Annotated in this window: 16 protein-coding genes and 1 riboswitch; of the genes, 7 read left to right on the forward strand and 9 right to left on the reverse strand. The window is 54.7% G+C overall.

The features are described from left to right. Positions 1 to 586: 586 nt before the first annotated feature. Positions 587 to 2,167 carry an MDR family MFS transporter gene (locus PKO01S_RS17365; RefSeq protein ID WP_246070612.1) on the reverse strand — a complete coding sequence of 527 codons (1,581 nt, stop codon included), beginning with the start codon at positions 2,165 to 2,167 and terminating at the stop codon, positions 587 to 589. 185 nt (positions 2,168 to 2,352) lie between these two features. Between PKO01S_RS17365 and PKO01S_RS17370 the strand changes: the two genes are divergently transcribed. Further along, a complete protein-coding gene (locus tag PKO01S_RS17370; RefSeq protein WP_164779648.1) occupies positions 2,353 to 2,964 on the forward strand; it encodes a TetR/AcrR family transcriptional regulator in 612 nt (203 codons plus the stop codon). A gap of 623 nt (positions 2,965 to 3,587) precedes the next feature. Here the strand turns inward: PKO01S_RS17370 and PKO01S_RS17375 are convergent. The 3 genes from PKO01S_RS17375 to PKO01S_RS17385 form a co-directional block, all read right to left on the reverse strand. After that, positions 3,588 to 4,526 carry a TauD/TfdA dioxygenase family protein gene (locus tag PKO01S_RS17375; RefSeq protein ID WP_127532700.1) on the reverse strand — a complete coding sequence of 313 codons (939 nt, stop codon included), beginning with the start codon at positions 4,524 to 4,526 and terminating at the stop codon, positions 3,588 to 3,590. A 108-nt stretch (positions 4,527 to 4,634) separates the two neighbouring features. Then, a complete protein-coding gene (locus tag PKO01S_RS17380) occupies positions 4,635 to 5,693 on the reverse strand; it encodes an aliphatic sulfonate ABC transporter substrate-binding protein (protein WP_127532701.1) in 1,059 nt (352 codons plus the stop codon). Between the two features lie 74 nt (positions 5,694 to 5,767). Beyond that, positions 5,768 to 6,724 carry a TauD/TfdA dioxygenase family protein gene (locus PKO01S_RS17385; RefSeq protein WP_127532702.1) on the reverse strand — a complete coding sequence of 319 codons (957 nt, stop codon included), beginning with the start codon at positions 6,722 to 6,724 and terminating at the stop codon, positions 5,768 to 5,770. 622 nt (positions 6,725 to 7,346) lie between these two features. Between PKO01S_RS17385 and PKO01S_RS17390 the strand changes: the two genes are divergently transcribed. Together PKO01S_RS17390 and PKO01S_RS17395 are read left to right on the forward strand one after the other, a co-directional pair. Further along, positions 7,347 to 8,114: an ABC transporter ATP-binding protein gene (locus tag PKO01S_RS17390; RefSeq protein ID WP_127532703.1), complete on the forward strand. Its 768-nt coding sequence runs from the start codon at positions 7,347 to 7,349 to the stop codon at positions 8,112 to 8,114. A gap of 44 nt (positions 8,115 to 8,158) precedes the next feature. Continuing rightward, complete coding sequence (locus PKO01S_RS17395; protein WP_127532704.1) at positions 8,159 to 8,992, forward strand: ABC transporter permease; 834 nt, start codon at positions 8,159 to 8,161, stop codon at positions 8,990 to 8,992. Positions 8,993 to 9,067: 75 nt separating this feature from the next. Here the strand turns inward: PKO01S_RS17395 and PKO01S_RS17400 are convergent, their stop codons facing one another. Beyond that, positions 9,068 to 9,580 carry a DUF6886 family protein gene (locus tag PKO01S_RS17400; RefSeq protein WP_127532705.1) on the reverse strand — a complete coding sequence of 171 codons (513 nt, stop codon included), beginning with the start codon at positions 9,578 to 9,580 and terminating at the stop codon, positions 9,068 to 9,070. Positions 9,581 to 9,961: 381 nt separating this feature from the next. On the opposite strand from PKO01S_RS17400, the gene PKO01S_RS17405 reads away from it, so the two are divergent. Further along, positions 9,962 to 11,290 (forward strand): FAD-dependent oxidoreductase, encoded by a 1,329-nt coding sequence (locus tag PKO01S_RS17405; protein WP_127532706.1) that lies wholly within the window; start codon positions 9,962 to 9,964, stop codon positions 11,288 to 11,290. A 116-nt stretch (positions 11,291 to 11,406) separates the two neighbouring features. On the opposite strand, the gene clpP is transcribed toward PKO01S_RS17405, so the two are convergent. Further along, on the reverse strand, positions 11,407 to 12,000 hold the full coding sequence (gene clpP / locus PKO01S_RS17410) for an ATP-dependent Clp endopeptidase proteolytic subunit ClpP (protein WP_127532707.1): 594 nt from the start codon (positions 11,998 to 12,000) through the stop codon (positions 11,407 to 11,409). A 155-nt stretch (positions 12,001 to 12,155) separates the two neighbouring features. Further along, complete coding sequence (locus tag PKO01S_RS17415; RefSeq protein ID WP_164779649.1) at positions 12,156 to 13,031, reverse strand: RNA polymerase sigma factor; 876 nt, start codon at positions 13,029 to 13,031, stop codon at positions 12,156 to 12,158. A 261-nt stretch (positions 13,032 to 13,292) separates the two neighbouring features. Here PKO01S_RS17415 and PKO01S_RS17420 point away from each other — a divergent pair, with 261 nt between their 5' ends. Next, a complete protein-coding gene (locus PKO01S_RS17420; RefSeq protein ID WP_127532709.1) occupies positions 13,293 to 13,817 on the forward strand; it encodes a PadR family transcriptional regulator in 525 nt (174 codons plus the stop codon). A 45-nt stretch (positions 13,818 to 13,862) separates the two neighbouring features. Continuing rightward, positions 13,863 to 15,398, forward strand: coding sequence for an MDR family MFS transporter (locus PKO01S_RS17425; protein ID WP_127532710.1), 1,536 nt, complete (start codon positions 13,863 to 13,865; stop codon positions 15,396 to 15,398). A 95-nt stretch (positions 15,399 to 15,493) separates the two neighbouring features. Here the strand turns inward: PKO01S_RS17425 and PKO01S_RS17430 are convergent, their stop codons facing one another. Continuing rightward, the gene (locus tag PKO01S_RS17430; RefSeq protein WP_164779650.1) at positions 15,494 to 21,070 is read right to left on the reverse strand and encodes an S-layer homology domain-containing protein; all 5,577 of its coding nucleotides are present in this window, start codon (positions 21,068 to 21,070) and stop codon (positions 15,494 to 15,496) included. A gap of 369 nt (positions 21,071 to 21,439) precedes the next feature. Continuing rightward, positions 21,440 to 22,360, reverse strand: a complete 921-nt coding sequence (locus tag PKO01S_RS17435; protein ID WP_127532712.1) for an alpha/beta hydrolase — start codon at positions 22,358 to 22,360, stop codon at positions 21,440 to 21,442. Positions 22,361 to 22,621: 261 nt separating this feature from the next. Beyond that, a riboswitch (PreQ1 riboswitch) is annotated at positions 22,622 to 22,665 on the forward strand. Between the two features lie 14 nt (positions 22,666 to 22,679). Here PKO01S_RS17435 and queF point away from each other — a divergent pair. Continuing rightward, entirely contained in the window at positions 22,680 to 23,177 is a 498-nt protein-coding gene (gene queF / locus PKO01S_RS17440; RefSeq protein ID WP_127532713.1) for a preQ(1) synthase, read from the forward strand. The last annotated feature ends 297 nt before the right edge of the window (positions 23,178 to 23,474 follow it).

Genomic DNA, 23,474 nt, shown 5'->3' on the forward strand with positions numbered 1-23,474 from the left:
GCTGCTTGCACGCGAACTTTCCGGAGCGGAATTAGAATTGGCGCAACCGGCAAGCAGCACATTCAGCAATACGAGGACGAGCACGATTTTATTCCATGTAAGCATTAGAGCGATCATCTCCAGTTCAAGAAGTCCAGGTCAAGAAGAGGCCTCATTATTATTTTGGAATATGCACCCTGCACAGTCAATTCCAAACAAGCTATTGCATATGAGCGACTGTCCATGTATAATAGGCCTTGCATGTCTATATTTAACCCTGTAGGATTCCTCTTAAGAAGATATTTTTCCTGGCAAATAGCTTCTCGTTCATGCCCGTTTCCGCCGCACATGCGTAGGTTGGTTGTTCACTCGCCTAACACCATTCGCTGATTCACACTGGCGCGGTCATCGGAGCCGCAAGGACGAAAGAGAGGTAGGGCTTTCGTTGTTTTAGTTATAGCTTCGCAAGTATAACGCGGAGAACTGGCATCACGACAACAAGATTAACGCACACGCGAACCGGGGAATCAAGCGCACTCGTCTAGCGCACCGGTTAAATATAGCAACTATTAAACGGCATCCCATTGGGATGCCGTTGTCCATTTTATTACCCTCTATTCGATCCTGTAACCTCTGTCCCATTGGTTTCGTTCAGCAGACTTGGCTTAGGCACCAATCGGGCACCTCCCATGAAGAAGCAGGCGGCAAGCCCGACCGACACAGCAATCAATCCTCCGATAAAAACATGCTGCAACGAGTGGCTGAACAGCTTCTGCAGCATTGCGAGTTGTTCGGCAGGCATAGCCGCTCGAGCACCGGGATCCAGCAAGAGCTGCGGATCGGCTAGCCCCTGCAGCGATTCCATGCTTTTGCTTCCGTCCGTTATCTGATTCATCTGCCCGGCCCCCTGAACGATCCCGCTCGATAACAAACTGCCGAATACACTGACGCCGATCGTTCCGCCAATGGAACGAAAAAATTGCGACACTGAGGTAGCCGCTCCCCGGTCACGTTGATCCACCGCGCTCTGTGCTGCCGTTCCAACGGTCGGATATATCGCCCCCATGCCGAGACCAGTTACGATCATATCAAGCACAATAGTCAGCTTAGATGTATTAACCGACACCTGGCTAAGAAGGACGAATCCTGTAACCATCAGCATCATGCTTGGAACGAGAATCGTCCGGTACGATACCCGGCTCATAAGCTTGCCGCCAGTGATCGAAGCCACGATGACAGACAACATAAGAGGCACTAGCGAATAGCCTGCCACAGATGCGCTTACCCCGATCACGCCTTGAATGAACAAAGGAATATAGACGATGGCGCCGAACATCCCGGCACTCATAAAGAAACCGACCGCGTTCCCGGCAGCAATAGGCCGAAGCGCCAACAGGTGCAGAGGAATGATTGGCTCTTTCGCCTTCTTCTCCGCCCATATGAACAAAACTGTACATATAACAAAAGTGCCGAACAGCGTAATTATCGGGGCTGACGTCCACTCGTAATGCCCCCTTGCCCCTGAATCCCCGCCGCCTAGAACGAGTGCAAGCAGCAGAGATATAATCGCCGCCGTTAACGTGAACGCCCCGGCCCAATCGATTACAGCCCGGCCCCGGGAGCTGCTTTCCTTCATCGCCGCCGCAATAAGAAACAGTGCCGGAATGCCAAGCGGAAGGTTCAATAAAAAGATCCATCCCCATGCCGCATGATCGACGATCACGCCTCCAAGCGCCGGTCCAACGATGCTCGACAGAGCAAAGACGGCGCTGAATAAACCCATAAATTTCCCGCGTTTCTCAGGAGGATACAACTCTGCCACGATCGTCATCGAAATCGGCAACAGTGCGCCTGCGCCTAAGCCTTGTATCCCCCTGTACACGACCAACTGCCCAATCGATTGGGCTATTCCGCACAACAACGACCCGGCTAGAAATAGAGAAAGTCCGATCATGTACGTCTTTCTTCTCCCATACAAGTCGGCCAACTTGCCGTAGATCGGCATGGCCGCCGTAGAAGCCAGCATATAAATCGCGAACACCCAACTGTACATCGACATGCCGCCAAGCTCCTCGATGATGGTAGGCATAGCCGTCGACACAATTGTCTGATCAAGTGATGCCAATAGCAGTCCGAGCAGCAGTCCCGCCGTAATCCATCTTGCACGGGATTGTTCGTTCATTCCCATACGTTCACGCTTCCCTTCACCCTTTATTCGAATCGACACAGGTTTGCATATGCAACACCGTGTCGATTATGATAAGATCAGCAGCACCTAGCGTCAACCGACAGAACAAGCGCCAATGCCGCTTTCGCGACACAAGACTCGGCAATGCCGATCAAGTCCAACAATATAGACAAAGGAGGCATGCGATGTCGACCGATAAAAAGGAACTGGATCCACGAATTAAACGAACTCTTCATTTGATTAGGGACGCTCTCATTTCATTAATGGAGGAGAAAGGCTTTGAGCATATAACCGTCCGCGACATTACAGGCAGAGCTGAGATTAACCGGGCAACTTTCTATCTCCATTACCGGGACAAGTATGATCTTCTGGACTCTATTGTGAACGAAATGCTTAGCGAGTTCGAGGCCGCCTTTCGATTGCCTGACGGATTCACGGCAGCCGACTTCGTCACAGACGACACGCCTCCGGACTCGTTCATTCGCCAGTTCGAGCATATTGCGGCCCATGCAGCCTTCTATAAAGTCATGCTGGGTCCGAGCGGATTACCTGGGTTCGCCTCTCGCATGGAAGCCATCATCCGCAACTCTCTCTACCGCCGTTCCACGATTGCACAGCCGGATGACCGTCAAGTGGCGATGCCGCGGGACATTATCGTTCGATACGTCACATCGGCCCACATGGGCGTACTGATGTACTGGCTAGAGAACGATATGCACTATTCTCCGAAATATATGGCATCCGAGTTGATTCGTCTTCACAGGCTGGGATCCACTCATTTCTTCGAATCTCCATAATAGCCACGGACTCCCTCGCGATGACCGTCCGGCCCTCGAACGAGAGAGATTTGCCTCCTATACTGACTGGAATATAAACAAAAGGCATCCCAATGGGATGCCTTTTGTCCATTTCTATAAGGAGATGTGTGTCGCCTGGGCTCCATTCCAGCTCGTAAATGGATGCTTCATTGTATTCCGTACAATGAAAACGACCGTTGATGTCCCAAAACAGCAGCTCATTGCAGTTCATACAACGAGAAAACACAGCTATCGGCTAAAATAAGATTATTCGGCGTTTTAGACGATTTGTCCATTGTACGAAATACAACGAAACTACTCTAAAGGTATCTTCCTAGCTGATTCCATTGTACATTATACAACGAAGAGCGTACGGATAGCGTCTGCACACCATGCCATGCCATGCCATGCCCTCCCCTCCCTCAACAACGAGCCATTCCCCAGTCTGGGAAATGGCTCTGTTCTCTATTGCTATTAAGGGTATTATTCCTGTCTTTATTACTGCTGTTACTGTTCTCATCTCATTGACGCTACTGTTACTGCATTGTTCTTACCTTCTGTCTATTGCTGCTGTTGATCTTATAACTGTTATGTTGTTACTGCTGCTGTTGATCCTGTTGTTGTTAAGCCTGTTGCTGATCCTGCTGCTGCTGCTGTTGTTGCTCTTGCTCCGGCTTGATCACGCGGCTCTTGCGGCCGTCGATGCCGACCGGCACGCTGCCGGCGAGCGTCACGCGGCGGACAACGCGGTGTTGGTGCCCGTAATCGTTAACCGCATAATGCTGCGTCGCGCGGTTGTCCCAGATCGCAACGTCGCCTTCTTGCCAGCGCCAGCGCACCGTATTTTCCAGACGCGTTACATGCTCCTGCAGAACGTTGAAGATACGCTCGGAGTCCGGCGAACGGAAGCCGACGATCCGTTTCACGAAGTGGCCCAGCAGCAGATGGCGCTCGCCTGTCTCCGGATGGACGTGTACGACCGGATGCTCCGTCTCATACACCGTCGATGTGAATTGGTCGCGCTTCTTCTTCGCCAGATCCTCGGATACTTCCTTACGGATGTTCGTCGCATAGTCATAAGCGTTCGAGTGAACGGCGCGTAGCTTGTCGGCCAGTTCTCTCAGCTCGGGAGCCAGGTCCTCGTATGCCGAGGCCGTGTTCGCCCATACCGTATCGCCGCCTGCCGCCGGAATAACGACGCCGCGCAGGATCGAAGCTTTCGGATAAGCGTCGACGAACGTCACGTCCGTATGCCAGGAGTTCGCGCGGCCGCCGTGATAGGAGTTCAACTCGAGAATCGAGCTGGAGCCTTCCTTTACCGGTACCGTCGGATGAGCGTACAGTTCGCCGAGCAGCTTAGCGAAATTTTCTTGCTCCTCGTCGTCCAAATGCTGCTGGCCGCGGAAGAACAACACTTTGTGTACGAGAAGCGCCTGCTGGATGACTTCTACTTGATCGGCGTCTAAATCGCCAGACAACCGGATCCCTTTCACCTCTGCGCCAATACGGCCTGCCACCGGCGTAATTTCCACCACTTGTTTGCTCTTCGTCAATTCGCTCATCTTCAATTCCTCCCACAATTTTATTTTGGATGCATGATCCAGGGATAGGCCCACCGCCGCTATGTGGCATGTGCGGAAAGTGCGGAATGTGCCGGTACCGGGTGCGATTTATTTCAAAGCTTCCGTGACGAACGTGTCGTTCACAGCGTCTTTGAACGTGAATTTGTTCTTGATGTACTTGTTCTCGTACAGGATGTCGCTAGAAGCCTGCATCGCATCGAGAGCAGTCTGCGTATAAGGCTTTACGATCGGAGTCGTATTACCCAGAATCTGCTTAATCGTATCGACAGGCAGCTTCGTCTGCTCGGCGAAAATGCTCGCCGCCTCTTCCTCGTTCGCCAGCTGGAAATCAACCGCTTGTTTGTACACTTTCAAATATTCAACGACGAGTTCCGGATGCTTCTTGGCGAATGCCGTGCTTGCAATCAAGGAACCCGGCGACAATACCGGTGTGTTCACTTCGATTTTGCGCGCTTTGCCGGTCGTAATGTTCTGCGTGACGTAAGGATCCCACGCGACCCAAGCGTCGAGCTTGCCGCTCTCGAACGCCGCCTGCGCGTCATCCGGCTGCAGATTGATGATGTTAACGTCTTTGATCGTCAGCCCCGCTTCTGGCAGCACTTTGATCAGATAGACGTTCGCGACTGTTCCCTTGGCCAAGCCGATCGATTTGCCCTTCAGATCGGCGAGCGTTTGAATCTTGGAATCTTGGGGTACGAGAATGCTGGACGTTTTCTTGCCTTCGGAACTTAAACCGATAACTTCGAAAGGCAGCTTGTTGGATATGCCGGCAATCGCCGCGCCGTCTCCGAGGAAGGACAAGTCGACCCGCCCTGCGACGAGCGCTTCGAGAAGCGGCGGTCCGCTCGGGAACTTGCTCCATTCGACTTCCGCATTCAGCTTGCTGAACGCTTCCTCATAGAGCCCCTTCGCTCTTGCGATCGTCAGCGGGTTGATCGTCGAGTTAATCGCGATCTGCACCTTCACTTTGTCCCCGCTTGGCGCCGGATCGGACGAGCCTGCCGCCGTCTCCGTTTGCGCAGTTGCCGGAGCGTCTGCCTTTGCCGTCTCTCCGCTTCCTTTCTCTTTATCTCCGCAAGCGGATAAAACAAGCGTCAAAATTGCCGTTAATGCGATTGCAAGTCCTGCACGTTTCCATCTCACCATGATGTTGCCCCCTCTTTATGTGCTGCGAATGAGCTAAGAATGATTCCGCGATGCTTGGTTTCTGCTTCTATCTCTTAGAATGGAATATCGCCGATGATCGACACCCGCTCCGCTACGCGGCGGTTCGGGAAGTAGTCGGACGCCGCATAATGCTGCGTCGCACGGTTGTCCCAGAACGCGATCGAATCTTTCTCCCAATGGAAGCGGACTTGATATTCCGGAATTTTCGCTTGATCGAACAAATATTGCAGCAGCTCCTCGCTCTCTTCCGGCTCCAAGCCGACAATGCGAATCGTGAATGCCGCGTTGACGAACAGCGTCTTGCGTCCCGTCTCCGGATGGATGCGTACGATTGGATGCTCCGCCGCGGGGAATTCGATCTGCTTCTCTGCCAGACGCTCCGGCGTTAAGGCCCGTCCGAACGATGGCGTAAAATCGTGAATCGCCTTCAAGCCGTCGATGCGCTCCTTCACTTCATCCGGAAGGTTGTCGTAGGCTGCCGCCTGATCCGACCACAGCGTATCGCCGCCGAGCGGAGGCACTTCGGACAGACGAAGAACGGAACCGAAAGCCGGATTCACACGCCACGTAACGTCTGTGTGCCAAACGTTCTCCATGCCCGTTACGTTGGCATCCTTCGCGAAGCGCGTCACCTCATCTGTATTGCCTTGCGGAAGGAACGGATGCTTCTCCAGCTCGCCCCACAGCTTCGCGAAGGCGAGATGCTGTTCGCTCGTAATGTTCTGATTGCGGAAGAACAATACTTTGAACTCGAGGAACGCGCGGCGGATTTCCTTTTGAAGCTCCGGGCTTACCGGCTGGCTCAGATCGACGCCTTCGATTTCCGCGCCGATGACCGGACCAAGCGGCTTCACCGTGAACAGCGTGTACGGCTGCTCTTGTGCGCCTTCCGGCAGGCGGTTAAGGATGCGCTTGCCGCCGCGGTTATAACGTTTCGGATAATAACTCCGGGATAGGTAGTCCTGCGATTGCGGTTGTGTTTGCGTTTGAGTTTGTGTTTGGTTCGTCATGGTATACACTCCCTTTAGTTGTGGGCCATTAACTATTTATCTAGTTAACATACCTGTTTAATCGGAATTTGGTTTAAAAAAAAGATTTGCTCCATGACAGCCCGCTTTCCAGCTAGACTGTGATTTCGCAAATCTCTGGCGATCCAGTAGATTTCGATATTTCGATATTTCGGTGTTGCGGTGTTGCGCTTGCTGCCCTGCGGCCTTAACCGTGTCGGCAACCTTGTGGCTAAATCTTAGCAATCCGCGAATCGGATTGTCAACCCTTATTTTCCCGATTTTTCGGACCAGCCACGGTGCTTGAAGCTCCGCTACATCTAATAGTTATATAAAAAAATCCCGCTATATTCCGTCAGATGGGTCCCATGAGCTGTATTGTTCACGTTTTTAATACAAAGTTTTCTTGTCGGAATAATATGTTATTGACAGCCGCGAAATGGCGGTGTTAACATTAACCACATCAACCGGGGCATCCGTAACCGCACCCGGCTATATAGAATCAACCAGACCACTGGAGATTCGACGCACGGAACTGTTGGAGAAGATCGTCTTCCCTTCGGATTGCCGCTGCCTCGAGTCTCTTTTTTGTTGGGAATATAAAAAAGAGAAGGATGTGCAGCCTATGTCAGCAATCTTGAGCATAACGGACGTCAGTAAGACGTTCCATAACGAGACGAGCTCGACCCATGTATTAAGCAGACTGAACTTAACCGTGAACGAGGGCGACTTCGTAACCGTCATCGGACCGAGCGGCTGCGGCAAAAGCACGCTCCTCAAACTTATCGCCGGCCTCGACACCGACTACACGGGAGCCGTCAATATCGAAGGCAAGAAGGTCGAACGGCCTTCTCAGGATAAAGGCTTTATTTTTCAAGAGCACCGCTTGTTTCCGTGGCTGAACGTGGAAGGCAACATCGCCGCCGATCTGCCGCTTCGCAAGCCGGAAGTGCGGAAGCGCGTCGACGAACTGATCCGGCTCGTCAAGCTGGAAGGCTTCGAGAAAGCCTATCCGCGCCAGCTGTCCGGCGGCATGTCCCAGCGGGTCGCCATTGCGCGTGCGCTGCTCCGGAATCCGAAGGTGCTGCTGCTTGACGAGCCTTTCGGCGCGCTTGATGCTTTCACCCGTGCCCATCTGCAGGACGCGCTGCTCGACATCTGGCAGACGAACCGGACGACGATGGTGCTCGTCACGCACGATATCGACGAAGCTGTGTTCTTGTCCAACCGTGTCATCGTGATGGATGCAAGGCCCGGCAGAATTAAAGCGGTAATTCCGGTCGATCTACCTTATCCGCGCAGACGGACCGGGACCGCTTTTCAAGACATCCGCACCCATCTGCTGCGGAGCCTGGAGCACCACGAAAGTGAAGAACCGAGCTACACGATCTAATCCTTCCCTCACACAGGGCTGGAATACGAAAGGACTGGTCCACCATGACGACAACTACCATTGCGGCGCACAGCGAACAGGCCGTTCGTCCGCAAGTACATAAACGCAAGCGCCCCCGGTCTTGGCGGCCGCTGCGAAGAGGAATTATCATCCCCGCGTTGATCATCGCCTTGTGGCAGACGCTCAGCTCGACTGGATCGATTTCCGAAACACTGTACTCCTCCCCTTGGAACATATTTAACGAATATATCGATTTGACTCGTACGGGCGAGCTGCCGCATCATCTGCGCATCAGCGTCGTTCGTGCAGCGTTCGGCTTCCTGCTCGGCGGCAGCCTCGGCCTGCTGACCGGCTTGTTCGTCGGCATGTCCAAGCGGTTCGAGGAGCATGTCAATCCGACGGTCCAAATGCTTCGAACCGTCCCGTTGCTTGCGATTACGCCGCTGTTCATTATGTGGTTCGGCTTCGGCGAGTTGTCCAAAGTGCTGCTCATCTCGCTCGGCGCGTTCTTCCCGCTCTACGTCAATACGTTCCTTGGCGTCCGCAACGTGGACCGGAAGCTGTTCGAGGTCGCTCGCGTGCTCGAATTCAGCCAGCTGCGCCAGCTGGCCCGCCTCGTCCTGCCTGCCTCTCTGCCGAACGTATTGCTTGGCATACGGCTATCGCTCAGCACCTCTTGGCTCTGCTTGGTCGTTGCCGAGCTGCTCGGTGCGGAGAGCGGCGTCGGCTACATGATTCAGGATGCGCGCTCATTCGTGCAGACCGACGTCGTCTTCGTCGGCATTACGATCTTCGCGATCGTCGGCAAGCTTTCCGACTCGATCGTCCGCGTGCTGGAGCAGCGCCTGCTGCGCTGGCAGGACAGCTTTAAGGGATAGCGGCCTTGCATAGCTAAAAAACCGTCCGGAGCAATCGCTCTGGACGGTTTTATTTTTTATTGGACACATATGCGGTTACAGCCTCTTCGCATTATTAAATCGATGGATGCCGAATCCTTTGAAACCGGATGCTAATATTGCTTCTCTAAGCGGATACAGATTCGTTGTGAATCTTAATTCCACACCTCTGCCGATTAATCTCTCTATCAAATTCCCGTATGTATCAACCGCCTTCGGCTCCACGACGCGATGTGAGATATAGTAGCCGGCAGTCTTGTCAAAAAGCTCAAATCCCTCACTATCAAAGTTATATCGATAAATCGTCTGCTGTGAAATTCTTGTATACCAATCGCTTTCAACCGTGACGATCGTATCGGCAGTTGTATGGTTAAAAAAGAGTTCCAAATGCCGATCAGCCGTTGCCTCGTCTCTCCTGCACACGATGCGGGGACAATCTCTTGGGAAGTAGTAGGTAAACTCATGCTCTTCATCTATCGCCCACACAACCGCAGGGAAATCCTGACGGTTGTGTTTCTCTTTCGGTACAAACCGTTTGATACTGTCGTCCTCGCTGAAATGAAATAACACCCGATCACCCCTATTAAATATCTCTATATATTCAACGTGGAAAATCAACTCTCCTACCGCTCGCTCAAAAAGCGCTCAAGCGCGGAACCGTTCATGAACGGTTGGTTTTCCTTGAGCTGCAGTCGCCGCGCGGTACATATTCCGCCCCTATCGCCTAAGTCGTGAACGAAATGTGAAATTAATCACAACCCCTTGTCAAACTGACATCGCTTGGCATATGATAAGAGCAACAAAGGAATTGTGAAATAAATCACAACATCAAACGCACACCCGTCCTCGCCCTCTAGAAGGCTGAACGGTCCAGACAAGATGGCGTGCATTTCATTTACTGTAAGCTAGGTTGTGAATAATTTCACAGTTATAATCGAGGAGGAAACAACAATGAAGATCGCCGTTATCGGATGCACGCACGCAGGAACAGCCGCAGTGACTCAAATGGCCAAGCTTTATCCGGAAGCTCAAATCACGGTTTACGAACGGAATAATAACGTATCGTTCCTGTCGTGCGGCATCGCGCTTCATGTCGGCGGCGTCGTACAGGACGTCGAGAAGCTGTTCTACGCTTCGCCTCAACAGCTTGCGGCAATGGGCGTCAAGATGAACATGTGCCACGACGTGCTCAAAGTCGATACTGAAGCGAAGACGATCCGCGCTCTGAATTTAACGACAGGCGAAGAATTGACCGATACGTTTGATAAAGTCGTCATGACGACCGGCTCGTGGCCGATCGTTCCGAAGCTCGACGGTATGCAGCTCGACAACATCCTCCTCTGCAAAAACTACGGCCATGCGCAGACGATTATCGAGAAAGCGAAGCATGCAGACCGAATTACGGTCATCGGCGCAGGCTACATCGGCATCGAACTGGTCGAAGCGTTCGAGTTGCTCGGCAAGCAAGTCACACTGATTGATAACATGGACCGCATCCTGTTCAAATATCTCGACCGCGAATTTACGGATGCAACGGAGACGGTGCTCCGCGACAAAGGCATCGAGCTTCAGCTCGGCCAGACCGTTACCGGCTTCCGCGGCGTAGATGGACGCGTTGCCGAAGTCGTCACGACAGCAGGCGAATACGAGACCGATCTAGTCGTCCTGTGCATCGGCTTCCGGCCGAATACCGAATTGCTGAAAGGCCAGGTCGACATGCTGCCGAACGGCGCCATCATCGTTGACGAGTACATGCGCACAAGCCATCCTGACGTATTCGCCGCCGGCGACAGCTGCGCCGTATTTTACAACCCGACCCATCGTCACGCCTATATCCCGCTCGCTACGAACGCAGTTAGGATGGGTACGCTTGTCGCACGCAACCTGCTGAAACCGACCGTCCGTTACATGGGTACGCAAGGCACGTCGGGCATCAAAATTTACGATCTCAACATCGCATCGACCGGTATGACCGAACAGGCCGCTCTCGACGCGGGCATGAATGTGAAAACTGTCACATTAGAAGACAACGACCGGCCGGAGTTTATGCCGACGTATGAGAAAGTGCTGCTGAAGGTCGTCTATGAAGCGGAGACTGGCCGAATCGTCGGCGCGCAGGTGCTGTCGAAGGATGATCTCACGCAGGCGATCAACACCATGTCGGTCTGCATCCAGAACGGGATGACGATGAACGAGCTGAGCTTCGTCGACTTCTTCTTCCAGCCGCACTACAACAAGCCTTGGAATCTGCTCAACCAAGCGGGACTTCTGGCGATGTAATCCGCGACCACGATAGCAGCACGAGCAATGAAGCAAGGGCTGTTCTTTACGCCGCACGGCGTAAGGAACAGCCCTTTTGTTGACTAATCGGCAGTTGATACCTTCCACCTAATGTTCTAAATGCCTACCGGCTTGTTTATAATCTGGTCGATAATCCCGTAATCAAGCGCCTCTTCCGCCGTCATAAAATAGTCGCGGTCCATGTCCCTCTCGACCCTCTCAATAGGCTGGCCTGTTCGGTCGGCGGTTATACGGTTCAGCTTCTCGCGCGTCGCAATGATCCGGCGGGCGGAAATCGCGATGTCGCTCGCCTGTCCTTGCGCACCGCCATGCGGCTGGTGAATCATCACCTCGCTGTTCGGAAGCGCAAATCTCTTGCCTTTCGTCCCCGACAACAACAGAATCGCTGCGAACGAAGCTGCCATTCCGGCACAAATCGTATGCACGTCCGGCTTCACGTATTGCATCGTATCGTATATGGCGAATCCGGCCGACGTCGATCCCCCCGGACTGTTGATGTAGAAGTAAATATCCTTCTCCGGCTCCTCAGCGGCCAGGTACAGCAGCTGCGCCGTAATGGAATTGGCGACCTGATCGTCGATCGCCGACCCGAGAAACACAATCCGGTCCTTCAACAGACGTGAATAAATATCGTACGACCGCTCTCCGCGGCTCGATTGTTCTACCACATAAGGTACATAGCTAGTCATTGCCTTCACCTCAAAGGTTAGAATTGGGGAGAGGCATGAAGGCGATGACAGTGTCATACGAGATGATTTGCACGCTCACGTCGCCTGGTGCATCACTTTTTGTGTCACGCCAGACTCACGCGGCCTGCGAGCCCATGCATGAGCGATTAGGCGAGTTACGCCGCTGCAAGAGCAAAGCAACTGCCTCCAGGCATCGCCGCTGAACCATGAACAGCGCGGACGGCATCGTTCGCGCGAATCGGCGCAAGCGCAATACCCTGCACGGCAGGCAGCACATCTGATGCAGTCTCAGCGTTGAGCAGCTGCAGCAGGCCTTGCACGTTCCGGGTGCGGAAGGCTTCCAAGTATGCATAGACGACCGCTTCATCAGCGGTTCTTCTGCCGCCCGCTCCCTTGCCGCCAAACGGCAGACGGCGCCCAGCGCGAGCCGGATCGCCCTCCGCCCTCGCCCGCGAAAGCGTCTCACGCGCACGATGCAGGGCAGCCTTCACTGCCCCTTCCGTCATGGCCAGCAGTGCAGCCGCTTCGGACGAAGTGAACCGCATCGCGTCGACCAGCATCACGATAATCCGCTGCCTAGGCGGGAGCAGCACGACGAGCCGCTCCATTGCATCCTGCAGCGTATCGGCGCTCACTGGCGGGGCATCCGCCCCGATTCTCTCCGCCAGCTCATCGATTCGCTCCGTCCGGTCCTGATGCTGCGCCTTCCTTCTCCGGCAATAATCCGTCCAAGCATTCGCCGCAATCCGGTATAAATACGAGCTAGTGACGGGAGCATCCCATTTACCTCTTAGAACTGCTTCCGATCCTGCCCTCGCATCTGACTCTTTGCCATCGCCGTTCACCCGCTTCAACTGCGTCATCCACACTTTCGTCCAGGTCGTCTGCGCCAAATCTTCGGCATCCCATGCCGATCCCGTCAGCTTGCGGCAGAACCGGAGCAATTGCCGGTCATGCGCCGCATACTGCGATATTGTCTGCTCCCAGCCTCTCTCCTGCTGGTCAGCCGTGTGCACGGCCGCTTTATTCATACCGCACCTCCTGCTCCGCTTCATTGACCTCTCCCCCTGTATAACGAAATTAATCCGCCGATCGATACGGTGCTTTTCACTATTGTATAAAATAACTTCCCGTTACGCGATAACCGCAATTTCATTCCATTCGATAGGACTGCCTAAGAAGGAACAGTCACATTCACCACGATTATATTGAATCAACATATATTGACCCGATATATATCGGTATGATATATTAAATTCACAAATCGTTCCAGACATGGAGGACGAATCACAATGAACAGTCAAGACGTTATACTGGGGCTATTGGCCCGCCAACCCTTATCCGGCTACGAAATTAAGCAAAAGTTCGAAATGCCGCTGTCGTTCTTCTTCGATGCGAGCTTCGGCACGATTTATCCCACGCTCGCGAAGCTTGAGGCGCAAGGGCACATCATGAAAGAGAGCGTCATTCAAGAAGGGCGGCCGAACAAGAACGTCTACTCGCTCACCGATTCCGGACGGGCGCAATTCCAATCGTTCCTGGAATCGCCGATCGAGAGGGACGTATTCCGCTCGGACTTTCTCGTACGGATGTTTTTCAGCGAGTTTCTGGACACCGATACGCAGGCCGATTGGATTCGCGACGAAATTCGTAAAACAGAGGAAGGCGGCTCGCACCTTCAACAAATGCGGCAGCTAGTTACGGAAGATATGTCGCCCGCAAGAACGATCTGCCTGGACATCGGATACGAATTGAACGCAGCCAAGACGAGAACGCTGAAGGACGCGCTGCGAAGAATTACAGACACAACCGAATAACCCCCGCCCGCGCTTGCCAAACAAAGAAGGAGTTGAACCGTTATCATGTCTACGAAACCCGCCAATGTAGGACTGATCGTCCTGTCCATGGCTCTGGGCTTATTGATGGCTTCGCTCGACAATACGATCGTTTCCGCCAGCGTCAATCGAGTGATTGCCGACATCGGAGGCTTCGAACAAATTTCGTGGGTGTTCACCGCCTACATGCTCGCTTCCACCAGCACGATGCTCATTTTCGGCAAGCTGTCTGACCTGTTCGGACGCAAAAGATTTTATCTCATCGGCATTGCCTTATTCCTCATCGGATCCGCCTTATGCGGCATGGCGCAAACGATCGAACAGCTCATCTGGTTCCGCGTCATTCAAGGCATCGGCTCCGGCTCGGTGTTCCCAATCTCGTTCTCCATCATCTTCACCTTGTTCGGCGATCCTAAGCAAGCGGCCAAAATGTCCGGCGTCATGGGCGCTGTGTTCGGCCTGTCTTCCGTCGCCGGTCCGCAGCTCGGCACGCTTCTGTCGGAGCATTTCAGCTGGCGGTGGTGCTTCTATGTCAATTTGCCGATCGGCATCGCCTCGATGCTGGTGTTGATCTTCGCTTTACGAGAGTCTAAGGCCGAGCGCAAGCCCAAAATCGATTACCTCGGCGCATTGCTGCTCATCGTCTCGACCGTCTCTATCCTGCTCGGACTGGAGCTCGGCGGCAAAGACTACGCTTGGAGCTCTGCCCCCATCATCGGCCTGTTCGTTCTAGGAGGGATCGGTGCGGCCGTGTTCCTGCGGGTAGAATCCAGAGCAGAAGAACCGATGCTGCCGCTGACGATATTCCGAAGCCGGCAAGTGCTCGCCACGAGCCTGCTCTGCTTCTGCCAAGGCTTCATTATGTTCTCTGCGATCACGTATCTGCCGCTGTATGCGACCAGCGTTCTAGGTAAAGCGAACTCCAACGGCGTATTGACGCCAATGATGGCTTCGCTGATCGCAGGCGCCATTCTCGCAGGCTTCTTGTCCGCAAAATTCCGCTTCCGCACCATCATGTTCGTCAACATGACGCTTGGCGTCGCCGCTTCCATCTTGCTAATGAATCTGTCGCCTGATATGCCGTATTGGCAGGTTATCGGCATTATGATTTTGCTTGGCCTCGGTGTCGTCGGACCGCTCATGAGCATCGCTCAGAACGCCGTCGCACTCGCCGTCGAGCAGAAATATATCGGCATTTCATCCTCCGTCGTCGGCTTCTGGCGGAACATCGGAGGCGTCATGGGCGCTTCGATTATGGCCGTGCTCGTCAACTCGAGGCTCAAGGATGCTTCGCATGAAGCCATCTCCAAATTCAATATTCAAGGCGACCAAGCTGCCACGCTCGCCAATCCGGAGACGGTCCTTCGCGGCGCCTCCCAGATGCCGGCCGATTTGCTCGCCTTTATGAGAGACAGCATCGGGAACGCTATCAATCACGGCTTTGTATTGTCTTTAATCGTCATGGCGGCCGGGATGCTCATCGCTCTTACCGTCGGAAGCGCACGCAACGAGTTGAAGCCGGCGCAGCAAGAGGAACGTACACCGGTCGTTCATACGACATAACCTGTATCTAGTCTGTTCTCGATCTCAATAGACAGACCAAACAGCCCATCAAGGCATATCGCCTGTCGGGCTGTTTGTCTGTTCTAATATACTGATTATTTACCCATATAATCGATAACGGCCAGCAGCATCGTCACGACTTCGGCGCGCGTTGCTTCGGCATTCGGTTTGAATTTGCCGTCCGCTCCTTGGATAAGCCCCGCATCATAAGCAGCCGCGATATACGGTGCAGCCCATGCCGGGATGTCGCTTGCGTCTTCGAACGGCAGGTCGCTTGCCTTGCCGCCGCCAACCTTCAAGTTCAACGCCCGAACGAGCATGACGGCCATTTCTGTACGAGTAATTTTGTCAGACGGACGGAACGTGCCGTCCGCATACCCGTTCACGATGCCCGCTTCCACCGCTTGCGCGACGAACGGTCTTGCCCACGCCGGAATGCGGCTCCAATCCGCTAATTTCGGTTCGCCTGCAGCTGCCGGCAAACCGAGCGCGCGGCTGAGCATCGCGGCGAATTCGGCGCGCGTCGCCGTACCGCCCGGACGGAACGTATCGTCCGGATAGCCGGTCACGATGCCGAGCTTAATCGCTCGCGATATCGTCTTCGCTGCCCAGTAATCCGCCGGAACGTCGCTGAACGACGCGGCAGGTGCGGAGCCGTCTCCCGAGCCCGTTCCTTCGTTCGTGCCCGAACCTCCTCCCTTACCTGTCGCCGGTTTGTCCGTTGCCGGCTTTTCCGTCCCTGGCGCCGATGTTCCGCCGCTGCCGCTGCCCGTCCCCGGATTGCTGCCTGGGTTCGGATTCGTGTTGGCGCTCACATCCGTAATGCGTCCTTCCGTCGAACGGTTTACTTCGCCGATCGTGTCCAGATATTCACGGAACACTTCATAATCGACGAGGTTCAATTCATATAGACGGCCCGCCGTCTTCGCTTGCTTCATCGAGCGGTAGAAATCGCCGCCGTCCGCCATGAACGAATTCGTCGCCACGATATAATACGCGTCCGGCTTCATATCCGAATAAGTGCCGTCCGCATTCTTGATTTGCACTTTCGTAATCCGCTGACCCGTCTTAACCGTCTGGCCCGTGACCGAATCGACGACTTCGCCTTGCTTCGTCGAGTCGTAGTAGAAGCGCATTCCCGCCACTTGCGGGAACCGGCCTTCGCCCGTCTGTACTCCGCTAACGCCGTTCTCGAGCGCGGCGGCGATTTCGGCGCCAGTCATTTTGAGCGCGGTCAGATTGTTGCCGAACGGCATGACCGTCAGCAATTCGCCAAGCGTAATGTCGCCAGCGTCAATAGATGCGCGGATGCCGCCGCCATTTTGGATAGTGACATAGCCTTGCACGTCCGCAGCCTGAGGCACGAGGCTCTTCACCTTCGCCAGCATGCCGTCCGCCATCAAGTCGCCCAAGTTCGTCTCCTTCTTGCGCACGTTGCCTCGTTCGCCGTCGAGCACCGTCACCGTTTTCCCGATGACCGTCTTCTTCAACTGTTCGAGCGGAGCGGCATACTCCGCCAGCTTGGCAGCAGCCTCCGCATCCGCTGCAATAACGTAATTTCCTGCCGTATCCTTCGCGTCGATTTCGATCAGTTTGCCATTCCATGCCGTCAGCACGCCGTTCGCATCGAACGTCGCGTCAAGCAGGCCTAGATTCGCTGCATATTCGCCGGTCTGAACGATAATCGTCGGCTCACGGTCGGCGTGATGAACGACCGGTGCCGGCAGCTTCGTGTGCGAGTGGCCGCCGACGATGATGTCGATACCGTCCACTTCGTCCGCTAGCTTCTCATCTTCGCTGAATCCGATATGGGACAGCGCGATAATTTTATTGACGCCCTTCGCCTTGAGCGCTGCGACCGCAGCCTCTGCGCTTGATTTGGCGTACTGGAATGCAATCTTATCTCCCGGCGAAGACAACGCTGCTGTGTCCGGTGTCGTCAAGCCGAAGATGCCGATCTTCTCGCCATTCACTTCTTTTATGATGGATGGGTAAATATGACCGCTGCCGGCAGATGTGCCAACAGTTCCACTGAACAGCGGGCTTAAGTCTGGATCGGTACCATAATCGATGTTCGCGCTCACGAACGGGAATTGAGCCCCTTGCACGAACGTCTTCAGCGTTGCCGGCCCTTTATCGAACTCGTGGTTACCGAACGTCATCGCGTCATAGCCGACTTTGTTCATGAACCACAGATCCGCCAACCCGTTGTACTGGTTAAAATACAGCGTCCCCGAGAACACGTCGCCCGCGTCGAGCAGCAGGCTGTTCGCCGTACGTGCCTGCTTGATCGCCGTAACGCGGCGTGCGATGTTGTCCAAATGCGCATGCGTGTCGTTCGTATGCAGAACACGCAGGTCAAACCGGTTCTTGCTGCGTCCCTGCACGTCCAGCTGCGCAAGCAGCGGATCGTGGTCGCTGACGCGGCCGTCCGCCTCTTCGAAGTCGGCGTTGACGTGCACGATCTCAAGCTGCGCAAAGTCCGCAAGCGCCGGGTTAACGAGAATGTGATCCAGCGTCTGCGAATTGCCTTCATAAATGTACGAATAGCGCTCATTCTCCGGCAGCTTGTCCACGAGATTCGTCAGCTGTTTGCCCCCGCCCTTCACGATATCGAGCGTGCGCGAGAATTGAAAATCGTTCAAGTCGCCGAGCACGACGACGTTCACGCTTGGATCGCGGTCTTGCAGTTGCTTCACGAAGCCGTTCACGACAGCCGCTTGCTTCGCGCGCTGCGCCTCCGTGCTGCGTACCGCCGGCTGCACTGCGCCGAATGGCTTCTGATCGCCGCCCTTGGAGTTGAAGTGGTTCGCAATCGCAACCACGCGCTCGCCCCGGAATTCGAACTCCGCCGCCAGAGGCTTGCGGGAAGCGGTGAACGCATCATTGCCCGGATCGATCCGTCCCGGATTGAGCGACAGGCTGCCGTCTTGCCCGACCGCGACCGGCGTTACCGCATCGCCTTTCGGCTTGCCGCTCTTCAGCGTTACGCGGTTGGCTTGATACAAGAAGCCGACGCGAATGTTGCCGCCGCCCTCACCGCCGTCCATATTATTAACCGGCGCAATGTCCGTGTACGAATAGGCCGGACCGCCCTTCGCGGCAATGGCGTCAATCAAAGCTTGGAAGCTTGCGCCTGCATCGACTGTGCCGTCATTCGCCGCTCCGTTGTTGTCCTGAATTTCCATGAGCGCTACGATATCCGGACTATGCAGCTTGTCCGTCACGATGGCTGCAATCTGACTTGCGCGGGCAGGACTGCTTGCCGCAAAATTTTCGACGTTGAACGTCGCGACCGTCAATTTGTCCGCGTCTTGCGGAAGCGTCGCCGCTGCTGGACGAAGCCCTCCGTCGACGACAGCCGGCACCGCGACGGATGGAACAACCTTAAAGCTGCCGCCCGAATACGTCATAACACCGATGATCGGACCCGAGAACGAGTCGCCCGTCTTAACCGGCTGAGTCGGATTCGTACTGACGAACATCCGCTGAGGGTTCAGTGCGCTCTCGTAGTCAGGCCCGTCCTGCTTCAAAATAACGCCGCCAGCCGGCGTGCGCAGCGGATTCGCCGGGTCGTTGCCGACGATAACCGATACGCCCGTGTCGCTTGCATACGGTCCCGTAATCGTCGCGTTATCGAGCTGGACGCGCATCCATTCCAAGCTTTCGTCGAAATCGATCGCATCCGTCTCCGGGTTGAACGCCGACAGACCGTCGCTGTCGATCGCAGACGGGATGATGCGTCCGCCCTTGCCCAGCTTGACCGGCGCTGGAAGCGGATTTCCGGACGAGACGACCGTGACGGCGCTCGCCATTATTTCCGTCGCCGTCAGCTGCGAAGCGTCCGGTGCGTACTCGTTAACCGTTCCCGACACCGTCACACGGTCGCCCACGCTCACCCCGCTCGACGGACGATAGACGCGAATGGCCTCGGACGTCGCGTTGCTTGCGTCCTCTTGCCCCGGCAGCTCCTGCAGGTAGAAGCTGTTCGTGTTAACGACCGTCGTCACGATGCCTTCGACACCCGTCAAGGGCAGTCCGCTGTACGGCGAGCGGTGTCCCGCGCCTTGAATATCATGGATGCGAAGACCGTCTAGCTGGTCGACCGGTGTATAGGTGAACGTGTATACCGGGCTGACTTTATCGCCTAACACCGCGATGGCTTGGATCGTCGTGTTCACGTTGATGACGATCGGCGCGCCATATACGGTCGATGCCACGGTCGGCGTCGTCCCGTCTATCGTGTAATGAATGGCTGCGCCAGTCTGCGGCGTGCTCAGCCCGACCGAGCCTCCGCGCACGATGCCGCCGGACGGCACGCTCGCTTGCACGGACAGCAGTTCGCGCACGGCATCCGCGGCGCTGCGCGGCAGCAGCTCGAGCCCGTAGCTCGTATGATACGTAAGAACGCCTGTCAACTGCTCGTAAGCGGTGCCCAGGGCGAAGGAGGACAGAGCATTTTTCGCATAAATCGTAAGCTCCTTCCCTTGCGCATCCGACGCATACCACGTTGTGCCGCTGCCTCGCGTTACCGCTACGTTGCGTACGGATACGAGCATGCCTTCGTATCGTCCGCCTTCGCCTTTGCCGCCGCCTGCCGCGGGAGCAAAGTCGCTTCCCGTCAGCACGGTCGGTGCAGGGAGCGCCACGCCGCTGCGCACAACTGTGATCGTTCCGCCGGTGAAGCCAGCCTTGTCCTTCTCGATCTGGACCAGCCCGTTGTAAAGCGTAATCGGACCGAACGCTTCGATCTCATCGCCGACATCGGCGGTTACGCCCGAGCCGCGTACGACGATGCCGCCGGTCGCATCCTGAACATACAAGTTCGCGAAGCCGCCTGATTCCTCTCGGTACGTCACGATGCCCTGAATCCGAACTGGCGTGTTCGCCGGTTGAACCCGGGCCGTTGCAATGTCGGACAGAACAACGGCATCAAGCAGCGTATAGCGGAACGTTGAAATTCCGCTGTCCTGAAGTCCGTCCCGTGCCGCATATGCGCTGATCGTCGTCTCGCCCGTAATCGGGATTGGGCCCGTGTAAGGCACGAATGACGACTTGTCCACGCTGTTCGACAGCGTATAATAGACCGCTGAGCTGACGGTTGGCGAATAGACCGCCGCGCTCACGCTCGGCGAAGACAGCGCCACCAGCGTTCCCGCCGATACGGCGCCGCTAGACGGATTCGCGGTTACAGCTGCCGCCTGAGCAGACGGAACCGACTGAACCTTTTCGAACGAAGACGAGTCTTTGAGCCCCTTTTTGCCGAAATAGGCTGTAAGCGTACCCCCAATAATAAGCTGGGTATGGTATAACGACTTGTTCGTGTTGGGGCCGAATTCTGCACGGAACTGGATCGGAATTTGCACGACCAGCATATTATCCGGATTGGTCTCGCTCGTGTTGTCGGCAATAATGACATTCGTATCCTGCGCGAACTTCGCAGGGTCCAGCGTATAGGCGGAGAATGCACCGCCGCTCGGCACTTGCCCGATGACATATCCTTGGACCTTGGCGGCCGAGCCGTCGTTATTGCGGCTCAGCGCTTCTTGTACCGTGATGGCCGTACCTCCATCCGCTGCGCTTGCTTGTCCCCCAGGCATGGAGCCTGTCCACAGCAATGCAGCCGCGAGCACGCAAGCGATTACGGGCCGCAGCCGATTCATCCATCTCATTTCCGTTCCCTCCATCCATCTTATTCGCTTCTTTAGGGTCGGACATGCAGGTTAGGTACACTATAGGCCAGCTTCCAAAACATTGTAAATAAATTGTTAAGAATACTCTGAAAATTTGTGCCGCCTTACGAATCGGTTATGCAGCATTCCGATATCGAGCCTACCACTCCAAATAACGCGTCCACCCCTCCAGCCATCGTACCGAATGATCGTAATGATTTCGTCAAATAGGCATGAAAATTTTGTAAAATACAGGAAACAGAGAAGAAGATAGTTTCGCCATGTCAAAAAGGCGCCGTCCCGCAGCCGTCTCCAGCCGCGGAACAACACCTTTCGTTCACTCTCCTATCATTTATGAAGCATTACCGTTTACCGCTTTGCGTTGCCTCCATAGAAGAGCAAGTAATTGCTTACCTGAGTCGTCCAGTATGACTCGTCATGCTTGCCGCCCGGCGTAATATGGAACTGATAGGATCTTGCCGTCTTGTTGCTGCGGAATGCTTCGTCCAGCGCCATAATAGCCGGCTTGAAGTTGTCCTGGTCGCCCAGATCCACATAGAGGCTCACATTGTTCAGCTTCTCGCTAGCGGCCAAGCGAATCGGGTCTCTGTCGTTTCTGGCTTGCTCAGTCGGATACATCCAATCGTGCAGCGGCTGCCACATGTCATTGAGGAATACAGCCGGCGAATGGCCGCCGATTTTGCTGAACAGCTTCGTATTGCGCAGGCCGATATGGAGCGCCGCGTAGCCGCCCATGGACGTTCCCCCAATATAACGGCTGTCGCGTGAACGGTTCGACTTGAAATGATCATCGATATAGGTGACGACGTCCTTCGCGACAAAGTCTTCGTACATGCCCTCGTACCATGCTTTCGGATCCGTCTTGTCGCCATACCAGATGCCTGCCTTCTCCGCCGCGTTAATGCCCCAGCTGTTATCGATCTGCGGTGCGACGATAATCATAGGTTCCAGTTTGCCGGCGGCAATCAGCTCGTCTGCTTTGCTGGTTACGTTCAACGTGTTGAACCAGAAGTCCTCGTTATGCGGATAGGCGTGAATGAGATAGAGCACCGGATATTTATCTTTCTTCTCATAGTTCGCCGGCAGATAGACGTTGAGGCGCATATTTTGCTGCAAAGACTCGCTGTAGAATGTCACTTTCATCGTGGACGATGGCGATGGTGACGATGCCTTCTTTCCTTCAGCCATCACGCTTGGCTGAACGACGAATAGCAGAGCTAAAACTACGAATAACGTTTTTCTGAACCTGAACCTTAATTTGAATTTCACGAAAATCCCTCCATTAGATGAACTGGATTAGGCGGAGGCCTCCGCATGCCCAAATTCAGTCTAGCGGTATTATGAAATTCGTTGAATAGAGAATCAGCAACGTTTTGATGCAAATCTGCAATAGATGGCGGCGCACCAGATGAGAACGCCGGATGAGAATATTTGTAATCTGCGCTTATATGCCTCACATTCTGCGCGAACCTGCTATAATGGATACGCTCGCCTTCAAGGCGCATGAAATCCTTGCCCGACCGACTGGACAAGGTAGAGGTTCGCGAACTCCCTCTCTAAAAAACTAACTCTAAAGGAGAATACAACAATGGCAGGAAGACAACACGAGGATATGAGCGATCTGACGCTCCTCGGCAATCAAGGCACGAAGTACCCGTTCGAATACGCACCCGGCGTGCTCGAAACGTTCGACAACAAGCACCCTTACCGGGACTATTTCGTCAAATTCAACTGTCCGGAGTTTACGAGCCTATGCCCAATTACGGGCCAGCCGGACTTCGCGACGATCTATATCAGCTACATTCCCGATGTGAAAATGGTCGAGAGCAAGTCTCTTAAGCTGTACCTGTTCAGCTTCCGCAACCACGGCGATTTCCACGAGGACTGCATGAACATCATCATGAATGATCTGATCGAGCTGATGGATCCCCGCTACATCGAAGTGTGGGGCAAGTTCACGCCGCGCGGCGGCATCTCGATCGATCCGTATTGCAACTACGGCAAGCCGGGTACGAAATTCGAGCAAATGGCGGAACAGCGTCTGCTGCAGCACGACCTGTATCCGGAGAAAGTCGACAACCGGTAGGATAGATTTGCTCCTCGCGCTCCATCAGGTGCGCCGGGCGGCACATTAAGAGTCCCCTCGGGACTCTTATTTCTGTATAAGCGACGTTACTTCAACGTTAAGAGTCTCTGGAAGACACTTATTTGCTCTCCCACGCACCATCAGGTGCGCCGGGCGGCACATTAAGAGTTCCCTCGGGACTCTTATTTCTGTGTATACGACGTTACTCCAACGATAAGAGTCCCTGGAAGACACTTATTTGCTCTACCACGCACCATCAGTTGCGCCGGGCGGCATATTAAGCGTTCCCTCGGGACA

The organism is Paenibacillus kobensis NBRC 15729 (assembly GCF_004000825.1).
In the GTDB taxonomy this organism is placed as follows: Bacteria; Bacillota; Bacilli; order Paenibacillales; family Paenibacillaceae; genus Paenibacillus_T; species Paenibacillus_T kobensis.